Here is a 13296-nt window from a genome sequence, read left to right on the forward strand (position 1 = left end):
GCGCGCGTGGACGGCCGCTGATCGAAGCTCAGGCCGTCGGGGAGGAAGTCATGAAGCGCCTACTGGGATTGTTGTTGTGCGTCGCGCTGGCCATGACCGCATGTTCGTCGGGCTCGGATTCGTCAGGTGCTTCCGCAGAAAAGCCTTTGCAGATAGGCATCGCCCAGATCGTCGATCATCCGTCACTCAACGCCCTGCGCGACGGATTCATCGAGGCGATGACCGCTGCCGGCTATGTCGAGGGCAAAGATGTCGTCTACGACCTCAAGAACGCCGCCGGCGACCAGGTGACTCTCACCAATATCGCCAGCAGCTTCACCGACAAGGACCTCGTGGTCGCCATCGCGACCCCGACCGCCATCACCTTGGCTCAGGCGTTGCCCAACACCCCATTGTTCTTCGCCGGTGTCACCGATCCGGTCGGCGCCGGCCTGGTCGATTCACTCGACGCGCCGGGCGGGATGATCACCGGAACATCCGACATGCCGCCGATCGCCGATCAGCTGGCGTTGATCAAGGAGATCACCCCCGATGCCGCGACCATTGGCCTGCTGTACACCTCCGGTGAGGTGAACTCCCAGATTCAGGCTCGCATGGTCGCCGAAGCCGCCCCGGCGCTGGGGCTGAGCGTCCGCGAAGCCACCGTGACCGCCTCATCAGAGGTGCGTCAGGGAGCCGAATCGCTGACCGGCGTGGACTGCTACTTCGTCGGCACCGACAACACGATCATCTCGGGCGTCGAGGCGCTGGTTGCCGTCGCCGAAGAGCGCAAGGTCCCGCTGTACGTGTCCGACCCCGATTCGATCGACCGTGGTGCGATGGCCGCGCTTGCCGTCGATTACCACGCCCAGGGCGTCCAGACCGGTCAGATGGCCGCGCAATTCCTTGCCGACGGCGGCAAGCCGGGCGACATCCCCGTTGCGGTGGCGAAGGATCTGCAGGTCTCGCTGAATCTGCAGGCCGCCGAACGGATGGGTGTGACCATCCCGCAGTCGGTCATCGACACCGCGGTGAAGGTCGTCCGCTGACCGAAGGACCTACTGCTGGGGGCATGGCAGCGGCTGTCCAGGGCAGCCGATTGTCATCAAATCGACACTCAAGGTAGGACCCTGCCGCTGGGGGCATCACTAGAATCAGTGCTTGCACATACGTGAGAGGAAATATCATGCGCCGAATCGTCGCCGCCGGCCTGGTGGCCATGCTCGCCCTGACTGCTTGTGGTGGGGGATCGTCCACCACCGAGGGATCTGCCAGCCCAAGTACTGATGATCTGAGCTACGACGTCTCGGGCGTCCAGAAGGTGGACGAGATCGCTGCGCTGCTGCCCGAGAGGATCGCCAGCAGAGGCACTCTCGTGATCGCCGCCGCCCCTGACTACGCACCGGCCGAGTTCCGCGCCGAAGACCTGCAGACCGCCATCGGCTATGACGTCGATCTGGGCAAGGCGCTCGGGCGGGTGCTCGGCGTCGACACCGAGGTAAACGCCGCCGAGTTCGCCAGCCTACTGCCCGGTATCGGATCGACTTCCGACATCGGTATTTCGTCGTTCACCATCACGCCGGAGCGCACCGCGAGCTACAACATGATCTCCTACATCATGGTGGGCTCCTCGTTCGCGGTACAGAAGGACAACCCGAAGGACTTCGATCCCGACAACCTGTGCGGCCAGACGATCGGTGTGCAGACCGGCACCTACCAGGAGGAAGAGCTGGCGACCATGTCCGATCAGTGCGCGGCCGATGGTAAGGAAGCCATCAACGTGCTCAGCTATGGCGTCCAGTCGGATGTGACGACCAATCTGATCGGCGGCAAGGTCGTCGCCTTCTACGCCGATTCGACAGTCGCCGATTACGCCGTCGCTTTGACCGATGGCCAGCTCGAGGTCGTCGGCGGAGTACGGGATGCGGCTCCGCAGGGCATCGTCGTTTCGGCCGATGACGCGCAGCTGACCGAGGCCATTCAACGGGCCATGCAGCAGCTGATGGACGACGGCACCTGGTCAGCCATTCTGGGCAGCTGGGGCGTCGACGAGAGTGCCGGACTGAAGACCGCAGAACTCAATCCGACTGCGTGAGTGCTTCATGAGTCAGCCATCCGATCACCGCGCTGCCGATAGGACACCGAATCTGATCGAGGCGAAGCCCGTGCCCAGACCCACGGTGTGGGTCTGGGCCGGCATCGTCAGCTTTCTCGTGCTCGGCTTGATCTCCAGCCTGCTGGAGAACAAGAACTACCGCTGGGATGTCGTGGCGCAGTACCTGTTCGACCCGAGAGTCGTCGCGGGCGTCGGATGGACACTCCTGCTCACCGTGGCTGCGATGGTCATCGGTATCGTGCTGGCGGTGGCGACCGCCATCATGCGGATGGGCACGAACCCGATCCTGCGTGGGGTCGCCTGGGCGTATATCTGGTTCTTCCGCGGCACCCCGGTCTATACACAGTTGGTCTTCTGGGGCCTGCTTTCGGTGCTGTATCCCCGGATCAGCGTGGGCATCCCCTTCGGCCCCGAGTTCTTCTCCTTCACCACCCAGGACGTGGTCAACGCCTTCGTCGCGGCGATTCTCGGCCTGGGCCTGAACGAGGGCGCCTATCTATCAGAGATCGTGCGCTCCGGCCTGAACTCGGTTGACAGGGGGCAGTGGGAAGCTGCGACCGCGCTCGGGATGAAGAGCTCGACCGTGCTGCGGCGGATCGTCATCCCGCAGGCGATGCGCGTGATCGTGCCACCCACCGGCAACGAGACGATCTCCATGCTGAAGACGACCTCGCTGGTGCTCGCGGTGCCGTTCATGCTCGAGATCACCTTCGTGACCAATGCGATCGGCAACAAGAACTTCCTGCCGGTGCCGTTGCTGATCGTGGCGGCGCTGTGGTACCTGTTCATCACGTCGATCCTGATGATCGGCCAGCAGCGCCTGGAGGCCTACTACGGACGCGGCTTCGACGGCGAACCCTCACAGAACCGCAGACTGAGGGGCGTTTCGAAGCGTCAGCAGGCGATCCTGGCGGCCGGCACGGTGCACACCGATCCGAACCTGGATGTGACCCCATGAGCGGGCAACCGGTCGTCCCGATGGTGGATGCGCAGGGCATTCACAAGTTCTTCGGCGAACTGCATGTGCTCAGAGGCATCGATCTTCGTGTTGAGCGCGGCGAAGTGTGCGTGCTGCTGGGACCCTCGGGCTCCGGCAAGTCGACGATCTTGCGCTGCATCAACGAGATGGAGCAGATCAGCGCCGGTCGGCTCTACGTCAACGGTGAGCTGATGGGGCTACGAGAGGTCACCAGGAACGGCAAGACGGAGTTGCATCGGCTGCCGGACGCGCAGATCGCGCGGCAACGGTCGCGCATCGGGATGGTCTTTCAGCGGTTCAACCTGTTTCCGCACATGACGGCTCTGGAGAACGTCATGGAGGCGCCGCGTCAGGTCAAGAAGGTGTCCAAGCCGGACGCCCAGAAGCTGGCCCGGGAGCAGCTGGCCAAGGTGGGGCTGACCGACCGGGCCGATCACTATCCGTCCCAGCTGTCCGGCGGTCAGCAGCAGCGCGTCGCGATTGCCCGCGCTCTGGCGATGGATCCTGAACTGATGCTGTTCGATGAGCCGACGTCGGCGCTCGATCCGGAGCTGGTGGGCGAAGTGCTGGCGGTCATGAAGCAACTCGCCGAATCGGGGATGACGATGATCGTGGTGACCCATGAGGTCGGCTTCGCCCGCGAAGTCGCCGATCAGGTGGTCTTCATGGACGACGGCCTGATCGTCGAGCGGGGCACTCCGGACCAGGTCATCGGTCATCCGGTCGAGCAGCGCACCCGGGACTTCTTCGCCAAAGTCTTGTAGCCGCGGCCGGACGTGAAGCTGGGGGCCAGTCATCCCGACTGACCCCCAGCTTTTTCAATGTGCAAAGTGTATTTGGCTTTGACGGCTCGTCCGCCTTCACCGAAGTCTCAATGCAAGGACATGCCTCACTTGGCTTCCGGCTTGCCGATCTTCTCCTTGAGGAATCCCTGGACCTGATCGACTTGACCGACATACTTCTTCTCGGTCGCCTGGTCGACTGCGTCGCCAGCCTTGTCGATCACTGCTTCCACCTGATCCTCATGTTGATCGGCGGCGGACTTGATGTCGTCCAATAGCCCCATGTGAACTCCTTTCTCCCGGAGAGTGCCGGCAACTGCTCGGCGCTGACCTAAGCGTTGCACATCCGGCAAGAAGACACCACAGGCCTTGCGTTACAGTTTTCGCAATTCTCCCAAGGCGGACGCCAGCGGGTGGCACCACGAACCCGGATCAGGGCAGACCGGCCAGCCGTCCCAGGGCTGCGACCGTGGCACCGATGATCACCACGGCGAGGAACGGGAGCCTGCGCCACAACGCCACGGCTGCAGCGGCCAGTGCCAGCGCCCGGGAGTCCACGGCGAGTGTCTGCCCGGAGGCAAAGGCATTCGTGGCCACCAGTGCCGAGAGCAGGGCGATCGTCAGCGCACTGCTGGTCTTGCGGAATCCGTCGGATTCGAGCCACCTGGACGGCAGCAGATAGCCGGTCAGCTTGGTTGCGAACGCCACCGCGCAGCCGGCCAGAATCCAACCCCACAGGCTCATTCGGGACTTCCGCTCATTCGGGACTCCCACCGACACCGCTGGATTGACCGGCCGACCGGTCGGCGGCGCTTGGACGTCCGACAGCGTGCATCAGCAGCGCTACCACTGCCGCCACCAGCAGCGGGATACCCGGGGGAGTGAAGGGAACAGCGAGCACGGTCACCAGTGCGCACACGATGGCCAGCGCAGCGGCATCCCGGCTGCGCAGCCTGGGCCAGAGCAGTCCGAGGAAGGCCGCGACAGCAGCCCCGTCCAGCCCCCAGATCTTCGGATCGCTCATGGAATCGCCGGCCCAGGCGCCAATGAAGGTGAACAGGTTCCACAGCAGCCAGACGCCCACGCCTGCGGTCCAGAAGCCGCGCCGCTGTTCGCGAGCGGTGCCGGCGGCCATCGTGGTGGCGAACGATTCATCAATGGTGAGGTGGGCCATCAGCAGTCTCAATGGTCCGCGCGGCGTCAGCAATCCGTTCAGCTGTGCTCCGTAGACCGCATTGCGGATCCCGAGCAGGCTCGCCGCGACCAGAGCGGACATGCCGCCACCGCTCAACGTGCCGACGAACGCGAACTGACTGCCGCCGGTGAACATCAGCGCACTCAAGGCCTGGACCTGCCAGCGATTCAGCCCAGCAGCCACGGCGAGCGCGCCGAACGAGATCCCGTACAACCCGGTGGCGATCGAAACCGACAGCCCCATCCGGACGGCGGGGCTGCTCAACAACTGTTTCACTCGGCTACGGACTCACTCACATACTGGTCGGTCTTGCTGTGGGCGGATTCGCGGCTTCGGATACGCCGGTACAAGACGTAGCCGATCGACGCGGCGAGCAGCAGGCAGACCGCGATGGCGCACAACAGGGGAGAGAATTCCCACACCACGCGCAGGGCGTGGAAGCCGACGAAGCCGACGGTTCCGTAGAGCAGAGCCCACAAGACGCTGCCCACGGCCAATGCCGGCAAGAACTTGCGCAGCGGCATCCGCAGCCCGCCCGAAGCCAGCAGCACCATCGTCTGGAACCCGACCGTCAGGAAGCACAACGAGACCACCGGGGCCCCGAAACGAGCGACCAACTCGCAGGCCTGCCGATAGCGCGCCCCCTGCATTTTCGCTGTCATTCTCATGCGGGAGGCTCCGGCGATCAGACCGCGTCCGACGGCATAGGTCGCGGCAGCTCGGGAGAACACGATGCAGAACAGGGTCGCGTAGACCAACAGTTTGGGCATCTCCCATTCCAGTGGATTCATGCTCGTCCCCTGCCGGTTCGTCGGTCCGCGGTGGCTGACGGATCAACCATACTCGGCCGGAGTGCAGCGGCCGGACGCGTCTGCACCGTGGGGACGCCGCACGTCGGATCGGCGAGCATATAGGGTTGGCATCCGTGGAAGATGTGCTGTCGGGCTTCTTCACCATCTGGTTTGTCATTGGCATCGGTTGGTTGTTGGCCCAGTTCCGGGTCCTGGACGCCCATAGTCAGCGCGTGCTGTCCCAAGTTTCCTTCTGGGTGGGCCTGCCCGCGCTGCTGTTCGGCAGTCTTCGCCGGGCCGAACTCGGCCGCATCTTCTCGCAGAACGTCATCGTGTCACTGCTGGCGATCTTCATCACCCTCGCCATCTACCTGCTGCTGGCCTCGACGGTGTGGCAGCGAGGAGCCGGACACAAGGTGATCGGTGGCTTCGCGTCCTGCTATGTCAACGCCAACAACATGGGCCTGCCGATCGCGGCCTACGTGCTGCATGACACCAGCTGGGTGGCGCCGATCCTGTTGATCCAGGTGGTCTTCTTGCAGCCGGTCGGCCTGAGCATTCTGGACGCACTGAGCGCGAGGAGGAACGGCCAGAAGACCAGCGCGGTGCGCAACATCACGTTGCCGTTCCGCAACCCGATGACCATCGGTGTGATCGCTGGGCTGCTGGTGAATCTGACCGGTGTGGGCCTGCCGGAGCTGATGACCTCGACCATCGATCTGGTCGGTGGGATAGCGGTGCCCGCGATGCTCATCGCCTTCGGTGTCTCGCTGCGTGCCGGGCCGCTGCCCGGGTACGGCAATCTGGGCGAGACCATCACGGTCAGTGTCCTCAAGGTGCTCGTCCAGCCCCTGCTGGCGTTCGCCCTGGCGCGGTTCGTTTTCGGACTCGATCCGGCGACCACCCTGGCAGTCACGGTGATGGCGGGCCTGCCAACCGCGCAGAACGTCTTCATCTTCGCGATGCGTGGCGAGGAGTCGGTGCAATTGGCCCGCGACGCGATCTTCATCACCTCGTTCGCGTCCATTCCGGCGGTGACGGGGCTTGCCGCGTTGGTGCACCTGATCTAGCCGCGGTGATGGGCGGCGGCAACGACCGCGGATAGCCCGATGCGACCCGTATGCGGCGTGGTCGGCAGGCTCGCAGATCGTGGTGACACTCGGTCTTGACACTCGCTCGCGGGTCAATCTACGATTCCTTTTGGATCGATCTAATAGATCGATCCAAAACCCTGGACGACGACGTTTGGAAGGCAATGTCACGCATCAGACTGGTCGATGTGGCCGAGCACGCCGGGGTCTCCCGGGCAACTGCTTCGCTGGTCGTTCGGGACTCGCCGCTGGTTGCCGACGCTACCCGTGAGCGTGTCCGCGAATCGATGCAGGCCCTCGGGTACGTCTACGACCGCTCGGCGGCAGCTCTGCGCAATTCGCGTACCGGAGTGGTGGGGTTGATCGCCCCGGCGTTGAGCCATCCCTATCTGACCCAGTTCGTCACCGGAGCCCAGGATGTGCTCGAGGCGGAGGGCATGCTCGTGCTCGCCGGGGTCACCCACGACGATCCCGGGCAGCAGCTGAGGCTTCTCACCGCACTCGCCGAACGCAAGATCGACGGGGTCGTGGTGGTGCCCGCGAACGGATCGGCGCCCGAGGACCTGGGCGACAGCCCGATACCGCTGGTGCAACTGGTCCGCCGGGTCAGCGGCACCGCGACCGACTACGTCGCCGCCGACAACGCGTCCGGCTCCTACCAGGCAGCAACCCATCTGCTCGAACACGGCGCCGGACACATCGACTTCGTGGGTGGCCTCCCGCACTTCTCGTCCTACGAACCGCGGCTGGCCGGCGTCATCCGCGCGCTGGCCGAGGCCGGCCACCGGCCACCGGTCGTCCACCCCTGTGAGCCTGCCCGGCAGGCGGCGGTGGACGCTGCCGCCGCGGCCATCGCCGATGGTGCCGACGCCCTGGTCTGCTACTCCGACGAGGTGGCCTTCGGCGTTCTCGAAGCAGCCCAGCTGGCCGGCAAGCGGGTACCCGACGACCTGCTCGTGGCGGCCTTCGATGACGTCGCCGAAGCCCGCTACTCGACGCCGAGCCTGACCTCGGTCGCCTCCTCCGGCGAACTGGCCGGACGCGAAGCCGCCCGGCTGCTGCTGCGCCGGCTCGCCGAACCCTACGCCGAGCCCGAGCGGATCCTCGTCCCCTCCACACTCATCCCGCGCGCCTCCTGTGGCTGCGCGGCCATCACATCGCAATCCAGAAACTGAGGAGTCCACGCATGCGTCGTCCACCGATCCTGACTGCCGCCGAAGCCGCCGCACTTATCCCTGATGGTGCCACGGTCGCGATCTCATCGTCCTCAGCCATCGGCTGCCCCGACGATGTGCTCGCCGCGATCGGCGAACGCTATGAGCAGACCGCATCTCCCAAGCAGATCACCTCGATCCACGCCATCAACACCGGTGACATGTCCGCGGGCATCGCGGGCATCGACCACATCGCCAAGCCAGGTCTGCTGGCGCGGATCATCGGTGGCTCCTACCCGGCCGGCCCGTCCAAGATGCCCAAGCCCGCCGCCCGCGCGCTGCTGGAGTCCGGCGGTTGCCAGGCCTACATGTTCCCCTCCGGGGTCATCTACGAGTTGCTGCGGGCTTCGGCGGCCAAGCAGCCCGGTGTGTTCACCGACGTCGGCGTCGGCACTTTCTTCGATCCGCGGGTCGAGGGCGGCAAGATGAACGATGTCACCCCCGACATGGCGCGCATCGAAACCCTCGACGGCCGTGAGTGGATCTACGTCCCGGCCATCCCGGTGGATGTTGCGATCATCCGCGCCACCACCGCCGATCCGTACGGCAACCTCACCTTCGAGGACGAAGCAGCGGTGCTGGGCACCCTCGATACCGCGGTGGCCGCCCATAACAACGGCGGCATCGTGATCGCCCAGGTCAAGCGCACGACCACCGAGAAGCACCCTCCCCGTGAGGTTCACGTGCCCGGCGCGCTGGTCGATGCGATCGTGGTCGCTCCCACCCAGGAGCAGGCCGGTGGCATCTTCTACGATCCGGCCATCTCGGGCACCGAGATCAAGTCCCTCGATGAGATCGAGAGCATCGGTTTCGACATTACGAAGGTGATTGCCCGGCGCGCAGCGATGGAGTTGCACCACTACGACCTCGCCAACCTCGGCTTCGGCATCTCGGCGAATGTGCCGCGCATTCTGATGGAGGAGGGCCTGGACGGGGAGGTCACCTGGGTCATCGAGCAGGGCCCGGTCGGCGGTTTCCCGGTCACCGGCAAGGCTTTCGGGGCGGCCTACAACCCGGACGCGATCGTTGCGTCGTCCGACCAGTTCATCCTGCTTCAGGGCGGCGGCATCGACATCGCGCTGCTCAGCTTCATGGAGGTCTCGCAGCACGGCGATGTCAACGTGTCGCTGATGCGCTCGACCACCCACGTCACCGCCGGTGTCGGTGGTTTCGCCGATATCACTGCGCATGCCAAGCGGCTGGTCTTCTCCGGCCAGTTCACCGCGGGCAGGAAGGACGTCCGGCTGGGTGACGGACGCCTGGAGATCATCTCCGATGGCAAGATTGCCAAGTTCTTGCCCGAGGTCGCCCAGATCACCTGGTCGGGCGCGGTCGGCGCCAGCCGCGGCCAACAGGTGACCTACGTCACCGAGCGTGCCGTGCTCGAGTTGCGCGACGGCGTCATCACCGTTGTCGAGATCGCGCCCGGGGTGGATCTGGAGCGCGACGTGCTGGCGCGCGCCGGGATTCCGCTGGCGGTTGCCGATGATCTCAAGCTGATGGACGCGCGCATCTTCACCGACGCACCCATGGGTCTCGAACTCGGTGCGCCGCGTCGTCCGCTTCCGGTTCCCGGGGAGATCCGCTGATGACAGATCCGAGCCCGGTCCAACCCGATGGCGAGATCACACTGACCGTCGACGGTCACGTCGCCGTCATTCACATCTCACGGCCGAACAAGCTGAATTCGTTCACCATTCCCATGGTCGAGCAGCTGGAATCGCACCTGGCCGTCATCGACGACTCCGAAGACGTGCGCGCCGTGATCGTGACCAGCGCCGGTGACCGGGCCTTCTCGGCCGGCGCCGATATCAAGGCGTTCAGCCAGCTGTCGGCCACTCGCATGTGGTCCACCTGGATTCGCCGCGGACATGCGCTGTTCGACAAGCTGGCCGGGTTGCGGCAGCCGTCGATCGCCGCGATCGACGGCAACGCGTTCGGTGGAGGCCTCGAACTCGCGCTGGCCTGCGATATCCGCGTGATGGCCACCGATGCCAAGGTGGGGCTGTCGGAGCTGGGCATCGGCACCCTGCCGGGGTGGGGCGGCACCGCCCGACTGCAGAAGACGGTGGGGGTGGCCCGGGCGAAGCGGATGATCTTCACCTCGTTGATGGTGGACGCCGAAACGGCGCTCAACTGGGGTTTGGTGACCGATCTCGCCGAACGCCCTGACGTGGTCGCGAAGGCGCGGGAGATCGCCGAGCAGATCGCCACCCGCGCCCCGATCGCCCTGCAGATGACCAAGCAGATCATCGACGGTCAGTCCGGCGAAGGTCTGCGACTCACCCTGGAGGCGCTGGGATCGGCGGCCAGTTCGGCCACCGACGATTTCGTGGAGGGTGTCACGGCCTTCCGCAGCAAGCGGCCCCCGCAGTTCAGCGGCAGCTTCGATGATCCCGGGCCGCGCGACGTGCTGCACGGATAGTCAGGTCAGCCCTCCCAGCAGCGCTGCGCTCCCGGACGCTCGCCGTAGAGCAGTTCACTCGCGTTTCCAGCAGAAGCGAACCGATTCACGGCGAGCGTTCGGGATCTGGGGCTCGGCGCTACCACATCGTGGGCCGCCCAGGTGGAAACGTGAGAGCACGGATCGCCTGGGTGGGCCTAGGTTAACCTCGACCCATGACCTTGGTTCCGCCTTTGACTCGTGACGATGTCGAGCGTGTGGACGCCTGGTGGCGTGCCGCGAACTACTTGACCGTCGGCCAGATCTATCTGCAGGAAAACCCGCTGCTGAAGCGCTCGCTGAGCGTCGAGGACATCAAGCCTCGACTGCTCGGCCATTGGGGCACCAGTGCCGGCCTGAGCTTCATCTATTCCCATCTCAACCGTCTGATCCGGCATACCGGTCAGGACATGGTGTACATCGCAGGCCCCGGCCATGGTGGTCCAGCCCTGGTGGCCGCCGGCTACCTCGAGGGCTACTACACCGAAGTCTTCCCGAAGATCACTCAGGACGCCGACGGCCTGCGGTCGCTGTTCCGTCAGTTCAGCGCGCCCGGCGGTATCCCCAGCCACGCATCGGTGACGACCCCGGGCTCGATCCACGAGGGCGGCGAGTTGGGCTATGCGCTCTCGCACGCCTTCGGTGCCGCATTCGATAATCCGGATCTGCTGGTGGCCGCGGTAGTCGGCGACGGCGAGGCCGAAACCGGTCCGCTGGAGGGTGGCTGGAAAGGCATCAGCTTCCTCAATCCGGTCCATGACGGTGCAGTGCTGCCGATCCTGCACCTCAACGGAGGAAAGATCGCCGGCCCGACCGTGCTGGCCCGCAAGGACCCCGATGAGGTTGCTGCCCTGTTCACCGGCCACGGCTACGAGGTGGTCTGGGTCGAGGGCGAGGATCTGCCGTGGATGCACGAGCGTTTTGCTGATGCCCTGGCCTACTGCTACGAGCGCATCAAGGCGATCCAGGAGGCCGCGCGGAGCGGCAACTGGGATGGCGAGCGTCCGGTCTGGCCGATGATCATCCTGCGCTCACCGAAGGGCTGGACCGGCCCCCACGAGGTGGACGGCGAAGTCGTGGAGGGCACCTGGCGGGCTCATCAGGTGCCGCTGTCGGGTGTGCGGGAGAACCCCGCTCATCTGCGGCTGCTCGAGAGGTGGATGCGCTCGTACAATCTCGACGAGCTGTTCGAACCCGACGGCTCGCCCAGCGCGTTGGTGCTGGCCAACAACCCCGCCGGGGACAAGCGGATGAGCGCCAACCCGCACGCCAACGGCGGACGCCTCACCGTGGACCTGGACCTGCCGGACTTCCACGACTACGCCGTGGAGGTGACCGACCAGACCCGCGCCACCGAGCGTCTGGAGTCGACCCGCAAGCTCGGTGAGTTCATGCGTGACATCTACGCGAAGAACCCAGCCAACTTCCGGCTGTTCTGTCCGGACGAGACCAATTCGAACCGGCTGGGTGCGGTCTTCGAGGTCTCCGACCGCGCATTCGCCGAGCACACCAGTGTCTTCGATGTGAAGCTGAGCAGACAGGGCCGGGTGATGGAGGTGCTCTCGGAGCACAACTGTCACGGCTGGCTGGACGGCTACACGCTGACCGGCCGGCACGGCATGTTCGCGTCCTACGAGGCATTCGGCATGGTCTCGGCGTCCATGACGATGCAGCAGGCCAAGTGGCTTCAGGAGGCCAATCACCTGGAGTGGCGCGCCAAGGTGCCCAGCACGAATATCCTGCTGAGCTCGACCTGCTGGCGCAACGACCACAACGGTTTCTCGCATCAGTCGCCCGAGCTGCTGCAGGTCGTGCTCAACCTGCGCGGCGATGTCGCGCGGATCTACCTGCCGCCGGATGCCAACTGCCTGGTCGAGGTTGCTGATCACTGCTTCCGGTCACGCAACTACGTCAACCTGATCGTGCAGGACAAGCAGCCGCAGCCGCAATGGCTCAACATGGACGAGGCAGTCGAGCACTGCACCCGCGGTTACGGCATCTGGGAGTGGGCCGGCACCGAGGGACTGGGTCATGCCGAACCCGACATCGTGCTCGCCTCGGCCGGCGATGTGGTCACCGTCGAGGCGGTCGCCGCAGCGGAGATCCTCAAGGCCCGGCTGCCGAGGTTGAAGGTTCGTTTCGTGAACGTGGTCGACCTGATGACGCTCTACCGCCCGAAGGACCACCCGCACGGCATGAGCGCCAAGGAGTTCGCCGAGGCGTTCACCACCGATGTCGATGTCGTCTTCGCCTTCCACGGCTATGCCGGGGCGATTCATCAGCTGGTGCACGGGCGTCCGGACGCCGACCGCTTCCGCGCCCGCGGTTTCCGTGAACTCGGCACCACCACCACACCGTTCGACATGGTGGTGCGTAACGAGGTCGACCGGTACCACCTGGTGATGGACTGCATCAACAACTCCAAGGTCAAGCCGGAGGGCAGCCACGAGCTCTATCAGTGGTGCGAGGCCCAGCTGGCGCGCCACGAGGAGTACATCGTCGAGTACCTCGAGGACATTCCGGAGATTCGCGGCTGGCAGCTCGGCAAGTTTGCGGAGCAGGATGCCCTGATCGAGGCGGACGATGCACAGCGCGCCAAGGAGGCTCGCCGTCGGGCGGCCTTCGCCGACGGGCATGCCGCCAAGGATCGCGCCCTCGGCCTGAGCTGACCGACCACGATCGGCGCTGCGCCCCGGTCTCCCGCCT

Annotated in this window: 13 protein-coding genes; 9 read left to right on the forward strand and 4 right to left on the reverse strand. The window is 65.2% G+C overall.

What is annotated here, in order from left to right; all coding sequences use genetic code 11:
- Nucleotides 1-50: 50 nt before the first annotated feature.
- The 4 genes from QUE25_RS13285 to QUE25_RS13300 all read left to right on the forward strand — a co-directional run bounded on the left by QUE25_RS13285 (nt 51) and on the right by QUE25_RS13300 (nt 3838).
- Nucleotides 51-1028, forward strand: a complete 978-nt coding sequence (locus QUE25_RS13285) for an ABC transporter substrate-binding protein (protein WP_286265793.1) — start codon at nt 51-53, stop codon at nt 1026-1028.
- 137 nt (nt 1029-1165) lie between these two features.
- Nucleotides 1166-2074, forward strand: a complete 909-nt coding sequence (locus QUE25_RS13290) for an ABC transporter substrate-binding protein (protein WP_286265795.1) — start codon at nt 1166-1168, stop codon at nt 2072-2074.
- Nucleotides 2075-2081: 7 nt separating this feature from the next.
- Nucleotides 2082-3053, forward strand: a complete 972-nt coding sequence (locus QUE25_RS13295) for an amino acid ABC transporter permease (protein WP_286265797.1) — start codon at nt 2082-2084, stop codon at nt 3051-3053.
- Between the two features lie 20 nt (nt 3054-3073).
- On the forward strand, nt 3074-3838 hold the full coding sequence (locus QUE25_RS13300; RefSeq protein WP_286268572.1) for an amino acid ABC transporter ATP-binding protein: 765 nt from the start codon (nt 3074-3076) through the stop codon (nt 3836-3838).
- 125 nt (nt 3839-3963) lie between these two features.
- Here QUE25_RS13300 and QUE25_RS13305 read toward each other — a convergent pair whose 3' ends face one another.
- The 4 genes from QUE25_RS13305 to QUE25_RS13320 all read right to left on the reverse strand — a co-directional run bounded on the left by QUE25_RS13305 (nt 3964) and on the right by QUE25_RS13320 (nt 5821).
- Nucleotides 3964-4140: an antitoxin gene (locus QUE25_RS13305; protein ID WP_286265799.1), complete on the reverse strand. Its 177-nt coding sequence runs from the start codon at nt 4138-4140 to the stop codon at nt 3964-3966.
- Between the two features lie 148 nt (nt 4141-4288).
- Nucleotides 4289-4600 (reverse strand): AzlD domain-containing protein, encoded by a 312-nt coding sequence (locus tag QUE25_RS13310; protein ID WP_286265801.1) that lies wholly within the window; start codon nt 4598-4600, stop codon nt 4289-4291.
- Between the two features lie 13 nt (nt 4601-4613).
- Nucleotides 4614-5327: an AzlC family ABC transporter permease gene (locus tag QUE25_RS13315; RefSeq protein WP_286265803.1), complete on the reverse strand. Its 714-nt coding sequence runs from the start codon at nt 5325-5327 to the stop codon at nt 4614-4616.
- Nucleotides 5324-5821 carry a DedA family protein gene (locus QUE25_RS13320; RefSeq protein ID WP_286265805.1) on the reverse strand — a complete coding sequence of 166 codons (498 nt, stop codon included), beginning with the start codon at nt 5819-5821 and terminating at the stop codon, nt 5324-5326. Before QUE25_RS13320 ends, QUE25_RS13315 begins: the two co-directional genes overlap by 4 nt.
- A 155-nt stretch (nt 5822-5976) precedes the next feature.
- Between QUE25_RS13320 and QUE25_RS13325 the strand changes: the two genes are divergently transcribed.
- From QUE25_RS13325 to QUE25_RS13345, 5 genes are all read left to right on the forward strand, one after another.
- Entirely contained in the window at nt 5977-6912 is a 936-nt protein-coding gene (locus tag QUE25_RS13325; RefSeq protein ID WP_286268573.1) for an AEC family transporter, read from the forward strand.
- Between the two features lie 185 nt (nt 6913-7097).
- Nucleotides 7098-8108: a LacI family DNA-binding transcriptional regulator gene (locus QUE25_RS13330; protein WP_286265807.1), complete on the forward strand. Its 1011-nt coding sequence runs from the start codon at nt 7098-7100 to the stop codon at nt 8106-8108.
- An 11-nt stretch (nt 8109-8119) separates the two neighbouring features.
- Nucleotides 8120-9736 (forward strand): acyl CoA:acetate/3-ketoacid CoA transferase, encoded by a 1617-nt coding sequence (locus tag QUE25_RS13335; protein ID WP_286265809.1) that lies wholly within the window; start codon nt 8120-8122, stop codon nt 9734-9736.
- The gene (locus QUE25_RS13340; protein WP_286265811.1) at nt 9736-10572 is read left to right on the forward strand and encodes an enoyl-CoA hydratase/isomerase family protein; all 837 of its coding nucleotides are present in this window, start codon (nt 9736-9738) and stop codon (nt 10570-10572) included. The genes QUE25_RS13335 and QUE25_RS13340 overlap by 1 nt, the downstream gene beginning before the upstream one ends.
- Nucleotides 10573-10766: 194 nt before the next feature.
- Nucleotides 10767-13259, forward strand: coding sequence for a phosphoketolase family protein (locus tag QUE25_RS13345; protein ID WP_286265813.1), 2493 nt, complete (start codon nt 10767-10769; stop codon nt 13257-13259).
- The last annotated feature ends 37 nt before the right edge of the window (nt 13260-13296 follow it).

This window comes from Brooklawnia propionicigenes (assembly GCF_030297015.1).
GTDB classification, from domain to species: Bacteria; Actinomycetota; Actinomycetes; order Propionibacteriales; family Propionibacteriaceae; genus Brooklawnia; species Brooklawnia propionicigenes.

Bases quoted from the DNA above. Each gene is read 5' to 3' on its own strand.
- QUE25_RS13285 (WP_286265793.1), top strand. From the start codon at position 51: ATGAAGCGCCTACTGGGATTGTTGTTGTGCGTCGCGCTGGCCATGACC.
- QUE25_RS13290 (WP_286265795.1), top strand. From the start codon at position 1,166: ATGCGCCGAATCGTCGCCGCCGGCCTGGTGGCCATGCTCGCCCTGACT.
- QUE25_RS13295 (WP_286265797.1), top strand. From the start codon at position 2,082: ATGAGTCAGCCATCCGATCACCGCGCTGCCGATAGGACACCGAATCTG.
- QUE25_RS13300 (WP_286268572.1), top strand. From the start codon at position 3,074: ATGGTGGATGCGCAGGGCATTCACAAGTTCTTCGGCGAACTGCATGTG.
- QUE25_RS13305 (WP_286265799.1), bottom strand. From the start codon at position 4,140: ATGGGGCTATTGGACGACATCAAGTCCGCCGCCGATCAACATGAGGAT.
- QUE25_RS13310 (WP_286265801.1), bottom strand. From the start codon at position 4,600: ATGAGCCTGTGGGGTTGGATTCTGGCCGGCTGCGCGGTGGCGTTCGCA.
- QUE25_RS13320 (WP_286265805.1), bottom strand. From the start codon at position 5,821: ATGCCCAAACTGTTGGTCTACGCGACCCTGTTCTGCATCGTGTTCTCC.
- QUE25_RS13330 (WP_286265807.1), top strand. From the start codon at position 7,098: ATGTCACGCATCAGACTGGTCGATGTGGCCGAGCACGCCGGGGTCTCC.
- QUE25_RS13335 (WP_286265809.1), top strand. From the start codon at position 8,120: ATGCGTCGTCCACCGATCCTGACTGCCGCCGAAGCCGCCGCACTTATC.
- QUE25_RS13340 (WP_286265811.1), top strand. From the start codon at position 9,736: ATGACAGATCCGAGCCCGGTCCAACCCGATGGCGAGATCACACTGACC.
- QUE25_RS13345 (WP_286265813.1), top strand. From the start codon at position 10,767: ATGACCTTGGTTCCGCCTTTGACTCGTGACGATGTCGAGCGTGTGGAC.